The following is a 19,130-nucleotide window of genomic DNA, read 5'->3' on the forward strand; positions in this document are numbered from 1 at the left end:
TAAAAAAAAATATAAAAAATTCATAAATTAATACTTTTATCTTTAGTAAATAAATCATAAATTATAAACATGGTCATCCCAACAACAACATAACTATCTGCAAAATTAAAGGTTGGCCATCTCTGAAGTCCAAAAATACCAAAAAACTTCACATCCAAAAAATCCACAACACCCAAAGGCCTAAAAAGCCTATCAATAATATTTCCAATACCACCAGATAAAATCAAAATAAGAGCAAACCTCGATACTTTGTTATTTTCTCTTAATGAAAAAGAAAAAACAAAAACTAAAATAATAATAGGAATTATAAGAAAAAATAAATTTTTTAAGCTAGAATCAATATTAGAACCTAATGAAAATAAAACACCGGTATTTCTTACATGTATTATCTTAAAAAGATCTCCAAAAAAAGATAGATATTCGGTTCCAAGCTTAACATAAGTAACAACTAAATATTTAGACCACTGATCAAAAAAAACTAAAATAGAGATAAAGATCAAATTACTAACTAATCTGTTTCTATTTATATTCATATTAAATCCTTATAAATTGGTATCTTGTAAAATAAAATCAACTTCTAATCCTCGTTGATTTCTTAAATATTCCATTAATTTTAACAAACCAAACGTTTCGGTAAAATAATGACCAGCAAATATCAAATTTACACTCCTCTCTTCAGCCAAAGAATATATCTGATGAGAAGTATCTCCAGTTATAAACAAATCAATATCATATTCTAATGCTTCTTCAAAAAAAGAATATCCAGAACCACTAACAATAGCCACTCTTGATACGGTCTCTTTAAATTTCTTATAAAAAAGAATATGTTTATTATGGGCTTCAATCCTTTTTAAAATTTCAGAAAAACCAAACCCAGCAATAGAAATAATACCCAAGTTAATACCTTTATAATTTGCAAAGGGAATAGGATTATGAAATCCAAGAAAATCAGACAATACTTTGCTATGAGAATAAATAGTATGAGCATCCATTGGTAAATGAACACAATAAAGCGATAAATCATTATTAATAAGCCATTTCACTTTATCATAAATACCAGCAATAATTTTCTCTGATTTTGACCAAAAAATACCATGATGAGTTATTAAAAAATCATAACCCTTTACTTCTCTTAAAGTTGCCATACTTGCATCAACAGCCAAAGCAACCTTTTTAACCTCAAGCTCCAAATTACCAACTTGAAGTCCATTAAGACTTTTATCAATATCCTTATGATCATTGACTTTAAATATTTCATCCAAATGAAATGATAATTCTTTAACAGTCAAACTAAGTTCTCCAAATTACAGCATAACTCCTTTTACCTCTAAATTTTCTATGAGAATAAAGATTACAATTGCAATAAGTACAAAGACCTGAATCCTCAACTTTTAAATTAAAATTAGAAATTAAACCTAAATTAAAATTAACATTATCAAAATATATTTTATCATCCTTTTTACAAAAAGACATATCCAACAATTTTTCACTAAATTTTAAATTTATTTTTGACACAAATTCTGATGAAACTTCATAACAACATCCTCTGTTATAAGGTCCAAATATAATTCTCAAATCTTCAAAATTTGAACCCATATCTTGAAATTTAAATAACATTTTTAAAATAATAAGCTGAAAACTACCCTTATACCCACTATGAGCAAGTCCTATATATTTTTTTGATTTGTCAAATATATATATAGGAAGACAATCCGCATAATAAGCAAGAAGAGCAACATTACAAGAAGAGGACACAAGTCCATCTCCCTTTTGAAAATTAACAAAACCATCAGTAACTTCATAAACAATATTGGTATGTAATTGCTTTAAATATTTTATTTCTTTATCCTTTGGAATAAAACTTAAATTATCACTACTAATATTTTTTATCTCTAAATCAAAAGGTTTTTTAGTATAAATCAACTTCACACTAGAATCTACCTCAAATTCATAATAAAGTTCTCTCTCCAATACCTTCATAATCTAAACTCTTCACCAAGATAAAGTTTTTTAGCCTTCTCACTATTTATAATATAATCAACATTCCCCGAATCAAGCACTTGTCCTTGATAAATAATATAAGCTCTATCTATTATATCAAAAGCATCTCTTACATTATGATCCGTAATTAAAACACCAATATTCTTACTCTTTAAAATCCTGATTATATCTTTTATATCTCCAATAGCTATAGGATCAATACCTGCAAAAGGTTCATCAAGCAACAAAAAATATGGACTTACAGCTAAAGCTCTAGCTATCTCAGTTCGTCTTCTCTCTCCACCTGAAAGTGTATAAGCCTTTTGATATTGTATTCGTTTAATTTCAAAATCTTTAAGAAGATTTACAAGTTCAATTTTACGTTCGGCTTGAGATAAATCTTCTCGTCTCTCAAGAGCAACTAAAATATTATCTTCAACTGTAAGTTCCCTAAAAATAGATGGCTCTTGGGGCAAATACACAATCCCCAATCGTGCCCGCTCATACATATTAAGTTTAGAAACATCATGATTATTGATTAAAACACGCCCATCATTGGCTTTAATAAAACCTACAATAGTATAAAATGTGGTGGTTTTTCCTGCACCATTTGGCCCAAGCAAACCTACAACCTCACCCCGATGAACATCAATAGTCACGCCATTAACAGCTACTTTCTCGCCATACTTCTTAACAATATTATCTGCCTTAAGAACAATATCAGTAACTGCGTTAAGACTAAGTTTTTCTTTAATTGATTCTATTCTATTTTTCCTGTGGAGGAACATCTTCCTCCACTTGAGTAAATTTACCTTCAACATCACCCTCAAGATTATATTTTTTTGTTTCCGTATTTAAAACTATCCTTGAAGCAGAATAATAATTATCATCTTGATAAATAACGGGAACACCCTCAAGAACAATTTCTTTTTCTTCCTTATTATAAATTCCATTCTCAGCTCGTGCAAAAATGTCACCTTTATATATCTTAACAGAATACTGCATAATATAAACACTTGTCTTACGACTACCTTCAATCCTTTCAGCCTTAACAACAAGTTCATTTTCTAAATCCTCAAGTTCAACACCTTTTTGAAGATAAAAATTATCTAATTTTCTATTAACAAATAAAAATTGTGATTTCACATTCATTTTATTAGTATAATCTTCATAATAAACATTACCACGAGCCTCAATATAAGAACTCCCCTCCCCATAAATTTCAATCTCATCAGCTCTAAGCTTAAAATCAGAAGAAATCACCTCAGGATTTCCCTTTAAAATAATCCTTCTATAAAGAGGAGACAAAATACCATGAGAAAAATCAGCTCTAAAAGTAAACTCACTCTTTTTTTTTGAATTGTCTTTTTCTTTTAATTTTGAAGAGTCATCCAAACCGTTATTACTCTGTGCATAACCAAATAAAGAAATACAAATTAAACAAAGAATTAAACTTTTCACTTCACAAGCCCTTCAATACCAGAATAAAAATAAAAATTATTACTCTTGAAAAAATACGAAAAACCCTTTCCTGTTATATTACTCTCATCAAATCTAATAAATACTAACTCATTTGGAGGAGAAAATAACTTTTTCTCATTATCTCGCCATAAAAGTCTATTGGTATTAATTAGATAGTAATTATTCATATCTTCTATCTTCAATTCCACAGAATCTTTCATATCTAAATCTTTAGTAACATGAGAACCTTCTAAATTACTAAACTTACCCGAAATTCGATTTTCCAAGGCATGATACAAAAATCTTCCATTTTCAACTTTATAAAGTTTATAATAATTAAAATAATTAAAACTTAAAGCTTCCAATATGGTTTGTTTCTTCCCGCCCACAATGTTATGATAGCTAATTTTTAATATTTGTATTGTAGGGGCTTCTTTAGCAGCACCTGTCCTATTAGAATATTCCTCATAATTAAAGGTACAATTAAATAACAGTAAAAGTGACAACAAATAAAACAAAGCATATCCTATCATACAAGTCCCTAAATAAATTTATACAAAAATATCTCCAAATTATCTCAAATTCCAAACACTCAATATATCTCTTATTCATTAAATTGAGATAATCACTATTAATAAAACTTACACCTAAGAATTTCACAATACAGACACAACATATAAAATCCCTACTTTTCTTGTAAAGGGCCTTATGGCTATTAACAAGTACTATAATAATTATGCAATACTACTAAAAATTTTTCACTAAAATTTCTCTTATGTTCCCACGTCCAATTGGATTTGCATTAATCAATCTTTTAGAATCAACAAAAATAATATTGTAATTTTTATAAAGCTCAAGACTAGATGTAGTATTAGAATTTGAAAGCAAAAATTTAGCTCCTTTCTTATCTATCTTGTCACAAAAACGTAATAGTCTCTCATGCATTGAAAAATCAAATCCATATTTATTATAGCTCGTAAAATTACTTGTTTTTGAATAGGGTATATAGGGTGGATCAAGATAAACAAAATCATCTTTTTTAATAAAATTAAGCAAACAAAAAAAATCTAAACTTAAAACTCTAACTTCTCGCAAAAGTTTAGAAGCTAATCGTAAATTTTCAATTTCATAAAGATTAATCTTTTTATATTTACCAAAAGGAGTATTAAATTGTCCACTACCATTTTCTCTGTAAAGACCATTATAACAAGTTTTATTTAAATAAAGAAAAATACACGCCTTTTCCAAATTAGTTAAATTTGCATTATTAAAACTATTCCTTATATCAACATAATACTCCTTAGTCAAAGGAGCATTATTATACTTTTCGATTCTTAATAAAAAATTATTTAAATTATGGGCAACTTCCATATAAAAATTAATCAAATGAAAATTTATATCATTAATAATTGAATTTTTTAAATTCAATGCAAAAAACAATGCCCCTCCACCTATAAAAGGTTCAATATAATTATTAAAAGAAAGAGGAATATTATTTAAAATAGGGTTCAATAAATTTTTCTTACCACCAGCCCATTTCAATATAGGCCGTATCACAACACTCATAATCAACAGCTAACAATAATAATGTTCAAACTCATCATCTCTTTTATAAGTAAAAATTTCATCTTTGGTAAACCAGATAGGTATTTCACGATTTGCATCAATAATACTTGCAGAAGAATGAATCACATTATAAACTGCAAAATTTTTTTCATTTGCATAATTAAAACTATGATAAGAAAAATCACCTCTTATTGTCCCAGGTACAGACATCTTAGGCTCTGTAGAGCCACAAAATTTTCTAACAACTTCCACAGATTCAACACCCTCAATAACAAATGCAAAAACCGGAGAACTCATTAAGAAATCAATTAAAGACTTCCAAACAGACTCGCCATGCCTTTCAGCAATATCATCATACAAATAATGTTCTTCGGCCATCTTGCGATCAACCAAAACCATTTTAGCTGCCACAATTTTTAGTCCTACCCTCTCAAATCTAGAAACAACATTACCAATTAAACCTCTTCTAACCCCATCAGGTTTAACAATACATAAAGTTTTTTGTATTAATGTAGACATAAACAACCTCCCAATGTTTTTAATACAATGCAAATTAATAATAAGATATAATTTATTTAATTCATGAATATGTATTCAAAAACAACCTATTTTAAAATGCTAATTTTGTGCAATCAAAATCAAAACTAAATATATCTCATGAGCACTTTATTATAAGTTCAAGTAATTTAAAAACACACTATTTATATTAACTTATATAAACAATTTTAACTATTAGTTATAAATTAAAATTCTAAACTAACTACAAACACAAAAAAGCATTCAAATGCATTATTTAAAAAGCTATAAAAATAAACTATTTTGCAAAAATGACTTAAGAACAAATCACATTTTAAGTCTCGAACGTAATGCCCTAAGAGTAGTCACTTTATCTGCATTACTAATACTACCCCCAGCAGGAAGACCAGATGCTATTCTTGTAACATTAATATCTAAGTCCTTTAAAAGGTGACTAATATAATTTGCAGTTACATCTCCTTCAATACTAAATTCAGTAGCAATAATTACTTCTTCTGCTTTTAACAATTCAATATAAGTCTTTAATTTATCAAGATTTAATTCATCTGGTCCAATATTTCTTAAAGGATCAAGATGGCCATGAAGCACAAAATAAAATCCATCATATTCCTTAGTAGCCTCAATAACTTCCAGATCTTGAGGCATTTCTACAACACAAATTACACCTTTATTTCTATTTAAATTCGTACAAATATCACAAAATTCTTCTTCAGCAAAATTGTAACAATTTTTACATTTTTGTATCTCAGAATGAAGTCTAATTAAAATTTGGCCTAGCGCTCTTGAAAAATTTTCACCGGTATACAAAATATCATAAACCATTCGTGTTGCTGTTTTTTTTCCTATACCTGGAAGTTTAGAAACCAATTCAATTAAATCTTGTATAATCAAACTTTAAATCCCAAATGGAATAGAACCCATTGTTTTTGATTTTATTTCTTCTTTCACTTTAAAAACAGCATCATTAAAAGCAGATTTTATCATATGTTCAAGTGCTTCATTATCCAAATCATTAAAAAAATCTTCTTTAATCTCAATTTTTTTCACAACAAATTCACCATTCATTTCAACAATAACAACATCACTTCCTGCCCTACCACAAACAACAATTTGCGATATTTCTTTTTTAATATTATCAATATTATCTTTAAAATTTGACATATTTTTCAAAAAATCTAATGGATTTACTGCCATATTTACTCCTTTACCTCACTTGCTCCAAAAATGTTTTTGACTCTCAGCACCTCATTATCAAACTCATCATCATTATCCTTAAATTGTTTCTGAAATATAACATTTAATCTAGGAAACTCTTTACAAAATTCTGCCCTTATTTCATTCTGATAAGCCTGTAGTTGATTATATTCAAATCCACTAAAAATTTTATAATAAAGCACCCCACCATCAATTAAAACCTCTCCAGAATACACTAAAGTTTGAACATACTTAGATACTAAATAAATAAAAGTTTCTTTAATTCTATCATTATCATCTACCTTATCAAAATTATCCTTTGTTTCTATAAAAATTTTATCAATATCATCATCTTCAGAATCACAATGAATATCAGACTTTTGAATCTTAACTTTCAATGGTATCTCTTCTTTAATAGCATTATCTGGTTCTATAAAAGGCACATCACTTAGCTCTGATTTTAAATTGACATCACAATCTATTTTATCTATATCACAATTAATTTCATTTAGTGCTTTAGTTTCAATATCCTGAATTTTCTTAATTAAAAGATGATTGGGTATATAATTTTTAAGTCTAAGTATCTTAATAAAATTAATCTCAATTTCATATTTAGGATTTATCGAAAATTGCAAATCTCTATAAGTTTCAAGTAATACACTAATACTTCTCTCAATATGTTTTAAATCAAAATTTAATAAAGATTCTTTCAAACTTTCAAATTTAACACCAATAAACATAATATTTTTGATGTCCAATTTCAAAAATAATATTTCTCTAAAAAATTCAATTGCATCAAGCAGAAATTGCTCACATGAAATCCCTGTTAAAAACACAGTATCTAAAATACTAAGTAATTCTTTTAAATCATCATTAAGAATGCTTAATGCTAATTTTTCCAAGAACTCGTCACTGGTTAATCCCATCTTAGATCTGATTTGATCAAATTTTATATCAGAATTACTCAATGACACAATTTGATCAAAGAGAGTATAGGCATCTCTTACGCTACCTCCACTCTTATAAGCAATCCACTTTAAAGCTTCATCCTCATACTTAATGTCATCTTCTAAACAAACACATTTTAACATTTCATAAATTTTATCTAAAGGCAAAAGCCTAAAATTAAAATGTTGACATCTGCTTTTTATCGTATCTGGAAGTTTGTGTACCTCTGTTGTTGCAAAAATAAAAACAATATAATTTGGGGGTTCTTCTATGGTTTTCAAAAGAGCATTAAAAGCAGAATTTGAAAGCATATGAACTTCATCAATGATGTAAACTCTATACCTAGAATTGGCAGGAGGAAACATTATTTCTTCTTTAATTTGCCTAACATCTTGAACAGACGTATTTGAAGCACCATCAATCTCAATAACATCAAGACTATTATCGTTATCAATAGATTTACAATTAAAACATGTACCACAAGGCATAATTGTTGGGCCTGCTTGACAATTTAAACATCGAGAAAAAGCTCGTGCAGAAGAAGTTTTACCAACTCCTCGTGGTCCTGAAAATATATAAGCATTTGCTATCTTATTATTTTCTATTGAATGTTTTAAGGTTTCAACTACAAAATCTTGTCCTTCAAGAGAAGTAAAATCTCTGGGACGCCTCTTAATGGCAGTACCCCTTGCAGATATCATTCCATCCCCCATACATAACAATAATTTTACTTAAACCTTAAATTAAACCTAAATTAAAAAACAAAAAAATTTATTTTATATAATGACAATATATATATAATATAACAATAATACCTATTTAAGTATTATTTTATAAAAACATACTTACCTATTTAAACAAAATAAATTTATCCTAAGATTACACGCACTCATTGAGTAATCACTTACCGCTGCTACCTTCCAGTCCTGACGGGATTAGGTAACACTCAATAGTGCGGATCCTAGGAACCGGAGAAAATGGGATTCGAACCCATGATACACTCTCATGTATACACGCTTTCCAAGCGTGCGCCTTCAGCCACTCGGCCATCTCTCCAAAACTAATACTTTCGTGCCCAAGGGGACTTGAACCTCTGACCTTCAGAACCGCAATCTGATGCTCTATCCAGCTGAGCTATGGGCACAAACAAACATTTAACTTCAATTGTAATAAAAATTATTATTTATTACAATAAAAATAAATTTATAACAAATAATCAAAAATACTCTTAAAAGTTAATAATAATTCATTTATAAGAAAGGAGCAATAAATGACATCTAAATTTTCAATTATCATAACAATAATTTTTTTAATAACAATAGCATGCACCAAACACGACAAAAAAACAGAGAGTGCTGAAATCAATATCGAAACAAAAATTATCAAAGAAGATATCAACAATGAAGATAACATTATTTTTCATATTGATGCTCAAATTCCCACTATAGAAGGAATAGAATTTGGGTTTGAAGAATTTATAAAAAAATGGAAAAATGATAAAATCGAATTTTTCAAAACAATAAAAGAAAAAAAAGAGCCCCTTGAATCTTTCTATTATTCTGATTTTGAAATATTTAAAAACCCAAATCTCAACATAACATCCATTCTATATAATCAATCTCAAGCGGATAAATATGATGCAAATGTCCTTACAACATATCATTCTATTAATTTAAGAGGAAAAGAAAAAATAGAACTTGCAGACATCATTTCAAAAGACCAATTGGATTCTTTGATACAAGTATTAAGAGAAGAAGTAAAAACAAAATTTCAAAAAATTGCAACTCATTATGACAATAAATCCTCATTTGAAATAGAATTTGAAAAAATTTTTAAACAATATCAATACTATTTTAAAAACAATGAAGTTGTAATTTTCTATAATCCATTAATAATAGGTCCACACTCAGATGGAAAAATTGAATTTACATTTCCAATAAACAATAATTCTGAAGGTGATATTACTAAAAAGAAAAAAACCGACTGTCCAATTTGTTCATAACAAAAAACACAACGGAGAGGGTGAGATTCGAACTCACGGTAGGCTACACCTACGACGGTTTTCAAGACCGTAGCATTAAACCACTCTGCCACCTCTCCTAGAGATTATTATATTCATAAAGTAAAGAAATCTTTATAAAGACAAGCTCTAATAAAAATTTCTACGGAGAGAATGGGATTCGAACCCATGGTCCCCTTTTTAAAAGGACAACTTCTTAGCAGGAAGCCCCATTCGACCACTCTGGCATCTCTCCTTAACCCATATTAATACATAGTATATTAGAGCCATTGCAATTGTCAACAAAAGAAACTATTAAGTCTAATAATTGATCTTAAAATCCTTATAAGCTTCAATTAAATCCTTAATTTCCTTCATTGTAACACTCAACTGAGCTTGAGTAAATTCATCTGATAAAATTTCTTTAGTAATCTCAATCTCATTATTACTAGCTCTAAGTTCAATATGCTCATCCTTAACTTTCCAAATATATGGACAAAGTCTAGTATAATAATCAAATACAAAAACAGGCTCTCGTAAATCTAAAGAATTATCAACAAAAAACAAATATTCTAATACCCACTCACCCTTTAAAATCATTGCACATTCATTCAATAACTCTTCAATTAAAATATCTTCTCTAAACTCAAGTAAGTTTAAAAATCTAGAATAAGTATTAGTATTCATTACACAAAGTTTTTTCATATAAAAATAAGCATCTTCAAGTTCACGATTCCTTAAAAAAAATAAAAATGCATAAAAATAAACCAATTCCATATCAGGATAATCGGACAACATTCTATCAATAGCTTTCTTAGAATCAAAATTTAAAAGTTCTATTGTCGCAATATGCATATTATATATAGTATAAACATTAGGAAAACTTAAAATAGATTTTACATAAGACTTGGTAGCCTGTGTCATATTCCCTATTTTATGCAAAATAGTTGCCCTATTATGCCAAATATATTTAGAGTAATTTGAATCTGTTAAAAATTTCTCAGAAAGCTTAATTGCACTACCAATCTCTCCCATAAAATATAAATAATACATTAAATAATTCACAATAAGCGAAAGATTAACATTTAAAAAACTACCATCTAGTTTAAATGGCCTAATACTCCTAAATGCACAAGTATTATTTAAAAACCAAGTATTCAATCTAATAAGGGCATTATCTTTATCTATACCTGTAGATTTAATAAGCATATCTAAAGCATCATCTCTATTACCTAACATTTCAAGCAAAACAGCAGCATTATTAAATGCCTGGATTAAATTAGGATATTGCTTAATAGATGTTAAAAAACAATTTAAAGATTTCTCATAATTTTTAAGTCCAAAATAAAAAACACCAAGATTATAATTTTGAAAATAACTTAAATTACATTCATCGCTTTTAAATTCACCATCATATAAAAGCTTAATTAAAAAACTATATTCGCTTAAAACAGGGTAAGTATCCAATACATATAAAAGTGCTTTATAATCCTTTAACCTAAAATAAAGTAAAGATTTAAGAGACAAAGAATCAAAACTATCATCAAAAACATCCAAATTCAAAAGTGCATTCTTAAAATCACCCTTTTTATAAAGCTCCAAAGCTTTTTCAAAATTAATACTATTCATATTGTTTAAAAAACTCCATAGGTCTAACAGAAATTTCTTTTGAAAAAGACTCTTCATTCACACTTTTATCTAGATTATAAGAAGCAACACTAATATAATAAAGCCTCCCATTTTCAAGTCCTGTAATTTTAAAAGAAGTTTGATTACCAACATCAATTGGAGATTTTAAAATATTTCCTGCATTACCATGATAATTCCCAGGACTAACACCAATATAAATATAATAGCCACCAATATTACTACTAATAACAGGAAACCATTCAATCAATATTTCACCTGATCCTGGAACAGCTTTTGTAATTAAAGGAGGAAAAGGTGCAGATTCAGGTATATACGTCACAACCATGCTATAAAGAGATGGGCTTTCTATAGGATTTCCACTTGGATAAAACTCAACCTTAAATTGAATATATTTTGATATATCAAATTTGGGTAATCCATTCTTAGAATCAAAAGGAATCCAATCTCCTGTTAAATTCCTTTTTATCTCTCCATTTTTATCTATCTCATAAAAAACCTTATTATCCAACCTATAATAATAAAAAATATCTGTATCTTTTGGCTTTAAACTATCAAATTCAATAGACAAAATTTGAGAATAATCCTTAGATAATTCAATTGGTTTTGTAATGATATATCCTTTATCCCTTGAGAAGAAAGCACTACGTACTTCCTCAAAACTTTTATAAATTTCAAAATTTTCAATAGCTCCTGTAAAATATTGTCCCAATGCAAAATCAATAAAATTACCAATATTTAATAAATATCCAGAACCTTCTCTCTTATCAAAAGTAACATATTCTATAGCTTGAGGTTTGGAATCTATCAAATATTCCAACAACCCATCTTTTTGTCTATATCTCACTGTATGCAAATGCCACTCTTTAGGAACAAAATCATCATCACTCTTAAGCTTAATTTTAACAGGCTCACCATTATCATTTAAAAACACATTATTAAAATTCCAAACAAAAGTGCCACCCTCACTTTCTAATCGAATTGCTTGATCTACCCAAACACCTTTAATATTTTTATATCCATTCCAACTTACAATAACTTCTCCAGTAACAGAAGTAGAACGATATACCCAAAACTGAATAGTAAAATCAGCAATCACATTACCTGAATAAAAAAAAGCCTTCCTTGTTAACGGTTTAAGTTTAACAGTATTGCGACTTGAATAAAAAATTAAAGAATTTCCTGAAATATTGTGAAAAGAATTTGAAATTTTTGCATTATTTGAATCAACAAAATAATTTAAAGCAGCATCTTTTAATAAATTATCCTTTTCTATCTCCAATCGAAAATCAATATTGTTATAATCCAAAATGCCCTTATACCTATCCAAACAAATCCCAAGAATACCTCTATTATCTCTTGCAAAATTAACATTATGGGCTTCCTGAATAAACTTAAATCCATCCTTATAATCAAGAATTAACTTAAGCTCTTGAGAAAAAGCGCTAAACACATACAAGCAAAATAGAGAAAATATAAAAATCAATCTCATTACAGACCTTTATCAATAAAAAAAATCAAAAATACATAATGTTTAAATATGATATAATATTATATCACAAAAACAATAATGATTATTTAAAAGCAATAATAGACAATAAAAATGAGAAAATACTTAAGCGATTTATATAAACAAATAGAAAAATTTCCAAAAACAAGCGGTTGCTATAAAATGTACTCTAAAGACAACAAAATATTATATATTGGAAAAGCTAAAAATTTAAGGTCAAGGGTAAAAAATTATTTTTCAAAACGAACTAGCCATAAAACCAAGATATTAATGAATAACGTAACAAATATAGAAATAATTACCACAAACAGCGAATATGAAGCGCTACTATTAGAGTGCAACTTAATCAAAAAATACAAACCAACTTATAATATCAAATTAAAAGATGATAAGGGATATCCTATGATAAGAATCACTTGTGAAAAATATCCAAGAATTTTTAAAACTAGAAAGATAATCAATGATGGAAGTGAATATTTTGGACCGTATGTTAATGTTAAAAATTTAGATTTAGTATTAGATCTTATTAACAAAACATTTAAAACCAAAAAATGCAAAAAAAAATCAAAAAACCCTTGTCTTTATTTCCATATGGGTCAGTGTCTAGGAGTATGTTATAGAGAAGATCTTGAAGAAGAATATAGAAAAGAAATAGAGCAAATCAAACATATTTTAAATGGAAACATATCAAAACTTTTAAATGACATTGAAATCAAAATGAAAGAAGTCATTACTAAGGAAAATTTTGAAGCAGCAATAAAACTAAAAGAAACTAAAAAATCATTAATTGAAATAAGTCAAACTCAAATAATTACAAAGATGGATAAACTTAGTGCAGACTATCTATACATTCACAAAACTGATAGCTTAAATGCAATAGTAATACTTAAATATAAAGACGGTAAATTAACAGAAAAAGATATTCATTTTGATGAAAGCATATATGAAGAGGATGAACTAACAGAAAAATTTATAACACAGTATTATACATCTCTAAACATGATAGTACCAGACAAAATACACATTTTTAAAAAAATTGACACTTCAAATATTACAAAATTAATAAATGAACTTAAAAATACAAAAACTGAAATCATCTATAAAGAAACCCAAGATAACATTAAAATAATGGAAATGGCAATTTCTAATGCAAAAATTGCATTAAAAACATATAACCATGAAAAAAATAGGGCTATTGAAAATCTAAAAACCATTCTTGAAATGAAAAAATTACCAAAAACAATTGAAGGCTTTGATATTGCTCATATAAATGGATATAAAACAGTAGCATCACTTGTTACGTTTAAAATGGGAAAACCTTTTAAAGATGGATATAGGGTTTATAAAATTAACTCACTAAGTAATGGAGAGATTGATGATTGTAAGGCAATGAAAGAAGTCATATCAAGAAGATATTCAAAATTAATCAAGGAACAATTGAAATTGCCTGACTTAATACTAATTGACGGTGGCAAAGGCCAACTTAACGCTGCTTATTCCATTTTAAAAGGACTAAGACTTGAAGAAGAAATAACTATTTGTGCGTTGGCAAAAAAAGAAGAAATAATATTTTTACCAAACAAAATGCAAGGCATAAAATTACAAAAAAGAAACTCCGCTCTTCAATTATTACAAAATGTTCGTGATGAAGCTCACAGAAGAGCAAATCAATTTAACAACAAACTACACAACAATATCAAATTAAATTACAGCAAAATAAAAGGCATTGGAGAACAAAAAGCAAAAAAGATTTTAAAAGTTCTTGGAACATATAAAGACATATTACTACTAAATGAAGATGAAATAGCCAAAAAAATGAAAATCAATATTACAATGGCAAATAAAATCAAAAAATTTGCAGAAGAACAAAATTCAAATAATAAACAAAACAATCATATCTAACTATTAAAAATCACACTTAAATTTTAAAGAAAAACTCTCCAAAATAGTATCATCCTGATTTAACAAGATTACTACCATAAAATATGACAAATTCAAATGCATATTTTTGCCATAAACTCTAGCATACAAATCAAACTTATGTAATATTTTAAAAATAAATTTAATATCCAAGACTGAATAATTACTAAGCCCTATTTTATAAGTTTTCTCTAGTGAAAAAAATATCTTATTCTTTTTCAAAATGGATGTAATGTTATTTGTGTTTTCACAATCTATTTTAATTTTTAAAAATTTTTTAAACTGCCATACAAGGCTCATAATAATACCAACAAGTTCTTCCCCCTGTTCCAAAATGGACTTCACTTTAACTAAAGCACATTCCATATCTTTCTTTAAGATTGACTCAAATAAAGAAAAAACATTCTCAAGACGCACAAAACTAAGCCAAGCAGTGATATCATCCTCATCAATAGTTTTATCTTTAATCATAAGAGAAAAAGAGTTTATATAAAATTGTAAAATCTTAGTATCTGCATCTAACATAAAAAGCATTAAATTTATTGCCTTATCTGTAATTTTAATTCCAAGTTGAAAAAAACTTTTCTTTACAAATGAAAACTTATCACTATCAGACAATTCATAAAAAGTTTTTTTAATTATATTTACAGAAACTTTAGGTTCAAAACTGATTGAATTTTCATCAGAAATAAAAATAATAATCTTATTTAAAGGTTTCAAAAGTGTATTATAAATTAATTCTAAATCTTTTTTATTTTTTAAATTTTCAATCTCATAAATAATAAAAACTTCTTTTTTTGCAAAAAAAGAACTACTCAAAAATCGTTCAGAAAGTTCTATTGATGATAATTCTGACATAAAAAGCTTAGTAATATGTATGTCATCAGCATTCAACTTTCTAAAAATATCATTTAAATAAGCTTCCTTTAGCCCTTGTTCTTTTCCTAATAATAGATAAACTTCTTGCATTCAAAGATATTATAATCTAAAAAAATAAATATACCCCTATGTTATACTTTAATTATTAGGACAAAATATGAAAATAGCAATATTTACAGATACATATCTTCCAGATAAAAATGGAGTAGCAACATGTATCAAACAAATTAAAGAAGGATTTGAACAAAAAGGTCATACCGTTTATATTTTTTGCCCACAATATTATAAATCAGACCTCAGTAAAAAAAATATTTACAGATGCTTTTCAATTAAATTAAATCGCACAGTAGATGCTAAAATAGCATTCCCAAATAAAGCAAAAATAAAAAAAATAATAGCTGAATATCAACCTGAAATAATTCATACACATTCAGAATTCACTATGGGAAACATAGGTAAAAAATTAGCATTAGAATATAATATACCAATTGTCCACACAAACCATACAATGTGGAATTACTATTTACATTACTTAGGAGCCATAAAACATTTCATTAATCCAGACAAAATGATGAAAAAATTTTATAATCAAATTCATCATTTTATTTATCCATCAATTAAAGCACATGATAAATATTTCCATCTTGCCAAAGATGCTGATTATAAACTAATTCCAAATGGCATAGATAGAAAACTATTCATCAAAGAGTTAACTCAAGAAAAAAAACAAGAAATTCTGAGTAAATATGACATAAAAAAAAATGATAAAATCATAATCTTCGTTGGAAGAATTAATAAAGAAAAAAATATATACGCATTAATAGAAAATTTAAAAAAACTTCTCATTGAAAACAAACACTGCAAACTTATTCTCATAGGAAAAGGAAAAGAAGAGAAAAATGTAAAACAATTTAGAAAAAAATATGGACTTGAAAATCAAATAATACTTGTTGGAACAATTCCATGGGAAGAAATGTACTATTATTATAAGATATCCGATGTATTTGCAAGTTTATCAAAAAGTGAAGTATATCCAATGACAATTATTGAGGCCTTAACTGCCGGAATACCAGCAATACTTAGTAATGACATTATATACAAAGACGTAATTCATCAAGGAAAAAATGGATTTTTAATAGATAATGATGAAGACATGTACAAATACATGAAAGAAATAATAGAAAACGATAAAAAACTACAAACTTTAAAAAAATATACAGAAGAAACATCCATAATACACTCAAGCACGTCCTTTGTAGAAAGGATTGAAGAATATTATGTTCAAATTATTCAAAATCACAAAAATCTTAGCAAAGTTTACTAAGATTCACAACATGAATGGGAAATTCTACTCCCATATCAATTAAAACATCTTTAATCTTTTCTCCCATAAAATATTGAAAATCCCAAAAAAACTCAGTTCGAATGAAACATCTCATTTCAATAATTATGTAATAAGGTGTATATTCTTTTAAAATCAGACTGGGTTGCCTAACATTATATGTTTCCTTATCAAAAGAAAAAGCCAAATTTTCCATTTTGGTTTTAAGCAAATCAAAATTTATACCATAAGGCACTTGAAAACTAAATGCAATTCTTCTTTCAAAATTTGCAGAAAAATTAACAACTAATGTACTTGTAAATTTACTATTTGGAATCTTAATAATCTTACCATCCACAGTTTTGAGTGTAGTAAAAAATATTTGAATATCCGTTACTTCCCCCTCAGCATCATCACAATTAACATAATCACCTATTTTAAAAAAATTAGAATTTAATATAACAAATCCACTAACAAAATTAGATAACATACCCTGAGCAGCAAAACCAACTGCAAGACCTAGAGATCCAAATACAGCAAAAATAGAAGCTGTAGAAACTCCAAGATAAGGCAAAATCATTAAAATTAATACTAAATTTATTACAACTTTGAAAAATGATTTAAAAAAATTAAGAACAGTAGAATCTAATTTTGTTTCCAATTTAGATCTCTCATAAGCCTTTAAAAAAATAGTTCCTAATCTCTTAACAATGAATCTTAAAATACACCATGCAAATAAAGCAACAACAATTCTCAATCCATAATCTATTATCAGTTGAAAAATTTCATGAACATAATCCGGCAAAACAAATATCCTTTTCAATACATTTGATATTTTTAATTGTTTATCCATAAGCAAATGTAGTATAATACAAAAATAACAAAAAAATAAGACCCTTATAACCAATCAAAATAAAAAATTAACAAACAAAATACCTATATCAATAAATATCACACAATCATCATTATTAAATATAATTTCATAAACCATTATGATAAAATGTAATTTAATAAACCCTAAACATCATTTAAGTTTGGAACATAGAAATTAATGAACGAAAAAAAAGAAACATCATATGAATTATTAAAGCTATTTTATCTTGTATTTAAAATAACAACAATTACAATTGGTGGAGGATTACTCATAATATCTGAACTTAAAAAAGCAATTGTAAATAAAAAAAAATTAATATCTGAACAAGAATTTAAAGAAATATTAACAACATCAAGTATAATCCCTGGAGTAACAGCTATAAATTTTGCCTTTTTAATTGGAAAAAAAATTAAAGGATTTAAAGGTGCATTTATATTAACTATTGCTGGAATACTACCATCCATATTTGTAATTACAATAATAGCTCTTTATATAAATTTAAATTCAAATAACATTTATTTTCAAAAATTTATTGAAGGTGCAAAAATATCATCAACAATAGTAATGTCAATGATCATTATTGAATTCTCAAAAAAAATGCTAAATCGATCAATAATAAAATGGGGAACATGTTTATTAATAACATATGTAATTTATAAATTTCATATAGACCTATCATACATACTACTAATATTTTTACTCATATGCTCTATAACATACACAATGAAAAAATTTTTTTTCAAAAGCAAGGTATAAATTTGATTTTAATAAATTTATTCATCACATTTTTTAAAATAGGGATTTTAAACTTTGGGGGAGGAAACGGAATTACTGCTACAATTCATAAAGAAATCATTGAACGTAAAGAATGGATAACTCAAGAAGAGTTTATTAATATCATTACAATATCTAGAATTACTCCTGGCCCCATAGCCACCAATATAGCAACATATGTAGGAGCCAAGGTAGCTGGCATTACAGGCGCAATAATTGCAACAATGGCATTAATTAGCGCGCCAATATTAATTATTATCTTTATAATATCAACAATACATAAAATAAACTTTTTACAATATTACCTTGAACATCTAAAGCCCGTAATTATCGCACTATGGATAGTAACTATTCTAATTCTATTTGAAAACATATTTTTCAAAATAGATTATAATAATATAAAACTTATAAAAAGTTTCGCACTTGCAGGATTAAACTTACTTATTTTATTATTCTATAAAAATATTTCCCCTGCAATATTAATCATATCTAGTGGAGTACTATATATTCTTATGTAAAG

20 protein-coding genes, 4 tRNA genes and 1 other RNA gene are annotated in these 19,130 nt (G+C 26.9%); 5 read left to right on the forward strand and 20 right to left on the reverse strand.

Annotated elements, in window-relative coordinates:
* Positions 1 to 20: 20 nt before the first annotated feature.
* The 14 genes from lspA to U880_RS0107130 form a co-directional block, all read right to left on the reverse strand.
* On the reverse strand, positions 21 to 533 hold the full coding sequence (gene lspA, locus U880_RS0107070) for a signal peptidase II (protein ID WP_024655349.1): 513 nt from the start codon (positions 531 to 533) through the stop codon (positions 21 to 23).
* Positions 534 to 542: 9 nt separating this feature from the next.
* Positions 543 to 1,289 (reverse strand): Nif3-like dinuclear metal center hexameric protein, encoded by a 747-nt coding sequence (locus tag U880_RS0107075; RefSeq protein ID WP_024655350.1) that lies wholly within the window; start codon positions 1,287 to 1,289, stop codon positions 543 to 545.
* Position 1,290: 1 nt separating this feature from the next.
* Complete coding sequence (gene pgeF / locus U880_RS0107080) at positions 1,291 to 1,980, reverse strand: peptidoglycan editing factor PgeF (protein ID WP_024655351.1); 690 nt, start codon at positions 1,978 to 1,980, stop codon at positions 1,291 to 1,293.
* Complete coding sequence (gene lptB, locus U880_RS0107085; protein ID WP_024655352.1) at positions 1,977 to 2,768, reverse strand: LPS export ABC transporter ATP-binding protein; 792 nt, start codon at positions 2,766 to 2,768, stop codon at positions 1,977 to 1,979. The genes pgeF and lptB overlap by 4 nt, the downstream gene beginning before the upstream one ends.
* Positions 2,746 to 3,375 (reverse strand): LptA/OstA family protein, encoded by a 630-nt coding sequence (locus tag U880_RS0107090; protein ID WP_407637753.1) that lies wholly within the window; start codon positions 3,373 to 3,375, stop codon positions 2,746 to 2,748. Before U880_RS0107090 ends, lptB begins: the two co-directional genes overlap by 23 nt.
* Before the next feature lie 62 nt (positions 3,376 to 3,437).
* Positions 3,438 to 3,974 carry a hypothetical protein gene (locus tag U880_RS0107095; protein WP_024655354.1) on the reverse strand — a complete coding sequence of 179 codons (537 nt, stop codon included), beginning with the start codon at positions 3,972 to 3,974 and terminating at the stop codon, positions 3,438 to 3,440.
* Positions 3,975 to 4,188: 214 nt separating this feature from the next.
* Positions 4,189 to 5,007: a DNA adenine methylase gene (locus tag U880_RS0107100; RefSeq protein WP_024655355.1), complete on the reverse strand. Its 819-nt coding sequence runs from the start codon at positions 5,005 to 5,007 to the stop codon at positions 4,189 to 4,191.
* Between the two features lie 9 nt (positions 5,008 to 5,016).
* Positions 5,017 to 5,526 (reverse strand): nucleoside-diphosphate kinase, encoded by a 510-nt coding sequence (locus U880_RS0107105; RefSeq protein WP_024655356.1) that lies wholly within the window; start codon positions 5,524 to 5,526, stop codon positions 5,017 to 5,019.
* Positions 5,527 to 5,850: 324 nt separating this feature from the next.
* Positions 5,851 to 6,435: a recombination mediator RecR gene (gene recR / locus U880_RS0107110; RefSeq protein WP_024655357.1), complete on the reverse strand. Its 585-nt coding sequence runs from the start codon at positions 6,433 to 6,435 to the stop codon at positions 5,851 to 5,853.
* Between the two features lie 3 nt (positions 6,436 to 6,438).
* Complete coding sequence (locus tag U880_RS0107115; protein WP_024655358.1) at positions 6,439 to 6,738, reverse strand: YbaB/EbfC family nucleoid-associated protein; 300 nt, start codon at positions 6,736 to 6,738, stop codon at positions 6,439 to 6,441.
* 2 nt (positions 6,739 to 6,740) lie between these two features.
* Positions 6,741 to 8,387, reverse strand: coding sequence for a DNA polymerase III subunit gamma/tau (gene dnaX / locus U880_RS0107120; RefSeq protein WP_024655359.1), 1,647 nt, complete (start codon positions 8,385 to 8,387; stop codon positions 6,741 to 6,743).
* A gap of 167 nt (positions 8,388 to 8,554) precedes the next feature.
* Positions 8,555 to 8,653, reverse strand: an RNA gene (gene ffs / locus U880_RS10950) — signal recognition particle sRNA small type.
* A gap of 2 nt (positions 8,654 to 8,655) precedes the next feature.
* A tRNA-Ser gene (locus tag U880_RS0107125) sits at positions 8,656 to 8,742 on the reverse strand.
* 14 nt (positions 8,743 to 8,756) lie between these two features.
* A tRNA-Arg gene (locus U880_RS0107130) sits at positions 8,757 to 8,830 on the reverse strand.
* A gap of 126 nt (positions 8,831 to 8,956) precedes the next feature.
* Here U880_RS0107130 and U880_RS0107135 point away from each other — a divergent pair.
* Positions 8,957 to 9,688 carry an RsiV family protein gene (locus U880_RS0107135; protein WP_024655360.1) on the forward strand — a complete coding sequence of 244 codons (732 nt, stop codon included), beginning with the start codon at positions 8,957 to 8,959 and terminating at the stop codon, positions 9,686 to 9,688.
* 12 nt (positions 9,689 to 9,700) lie between these two features.
* Here the strand turns inward: U880_RS0107135 and U880_RS0107140 are convergent.
* The 4 genes from U880_RS0107140 to U880_RS0107155 all read right to left on the reverse strand — a co-directional run bounded on the left by U880_RS0107140 (position 9,701) and on the right by U880_RS0107155 (position 12,824).
* Positions 9,701 to 9,786, reverse strand: a tRNA-Ser gene (locus U880_RS0107140).
* 65 nt (positions 9,787 to 9,851) lie between these two features.
* Positions 9,852 to 9,941, reverse strand: a tRNA-Ser gene (locus U880_RS0107145).
* 65 nt (positions 9,942 to 10,006) lie between these two features.
* Entirely contained in the window at positions 10,007 to 11,314 is a 1,308-nt protein-coding gene (locus U880_RS0107150; RefSeq protein WP_024655361.1) for a tetratricopeptide repeat protein, read from the reverse strand.
* Positions 11,307 to 12,824 (reverse strand): LamG-like jellyroll fold domain-containing protein, encoded by a 1,518-nt coding sequence (locus U880_RS0107155; protein WP_024655362.1) that lies wholly within the window; start codon positions 12,822 to 12,824, stop codon positions 11,307 to 11,309. Before U880_RS0107155 ends, U880_RS0107150 begins: the two co-directional genes overlap by 8 nt.
* A gap of 111 nt (positions 12,825 to 12,935) precedes the next feature.
* Here U880_RS0107155 and uvrC point away from each other — a divergent pair, with 111 nt between their 5' ends.
* Positions 12,936 to 14,744 (forward strand): excinuclease ABC subunit UvrC, encoded by a 1,809-nt coding sequence (gene uvrC, locus U880_RS0107160; RefSeq protein ID WP_024655363.1) that lies wholly within the window; start codon positions 12,936 to 12,938, stop codon positions 14,742 to 14,744.
* Positions 14,745 to 14,747: 3 nt separating this feature from the next.
* Here the strand turns inward: uvrC and holA are convergent, their stop codons facing one another.
* On the reverse strand, positions 14,748 to 15,731 hold the full coding sequence (holA, locus tag U880_RS0107165; RefSeq protein WP_024655364.1) for a DNA polymerase III subunit delta: 984 nt from the start codon (positions 15,729 to 15,731) through the stop codon (positions 14,748 to 14,750).
* 67 nt (positions 15,732 to 15,798) lie between these two features.
* On the opposite strand from holA, the gene U880_RS0107170 reads away from it, so the two are divergent.
* A complete protein-coding gene (locus U880_RS0107170; protein WP_024655365.1) occupies positions 15,799 to 16,965 on the forward strand; it encodes a glycosyltransferase in 1,167 nt (388 codons plus the stop codon).
* Here the strand turns inward: U880_RS0107170 and U880_RS0107175 are convergent.
* Positions 16,949 to 17,815, reverse strand: a complete 867-nt coding sequence (locus U880_RS0107175; RefSeq protein WP_024655366.1) for a mechanosensitive ion channel family protein — start codon at positions 17,813 to 17,815, stop codon at positions 16,949 to 16,951. The two genes, U880_RS0107170 and U880_RS0107175, sit on opposite strands and share 17 nt — an antisense overlap.
* A 198-nt stretch (positions 17,816 to 18,013) precedes the next feature.
* On the opposite strand from U880_RS0107175, the gene U880_RS0107180 reads away from it, so the two are divergent.
* Together U880_RS0107180 and U880_RS0107185 are read left to right on the forward strand one after the other, a co-directional pair.
* Positions 18,014 to 18,592: a chromate transporter gene (locus U880_RS0107180; protein ID WP_024655367.1), complete on the forward strand. Its 579-nt coding sequence runs from the start codon at positions 18,014 to 18,016 to the stop codon at positions 18,590 to 18,592.
* Between the two features lie 2 nt (positions 18,593 to 18,594).
* On the forward strand, positions 18,595 to 19,128 hold the full coding sequence (locus U880_RS0107185) for a chromate transporter (protein WP_024655368.1): 534 nt from the start codon (positions 18,595 to 18,597) through the stop codon (positions 19,126 to 19,128).
* Positions 19,129 to 19,130 lie beyond the last annotated feature (2 nt).

Source organism: Borrelia hispanica CRI (assembly GCF_000500065.1).
Lineage (GTDB): Bacteria > Spirochaetota > Spirochaetia > Borreliales > Borreliaceae > Borrelia > Borrelia hispanica.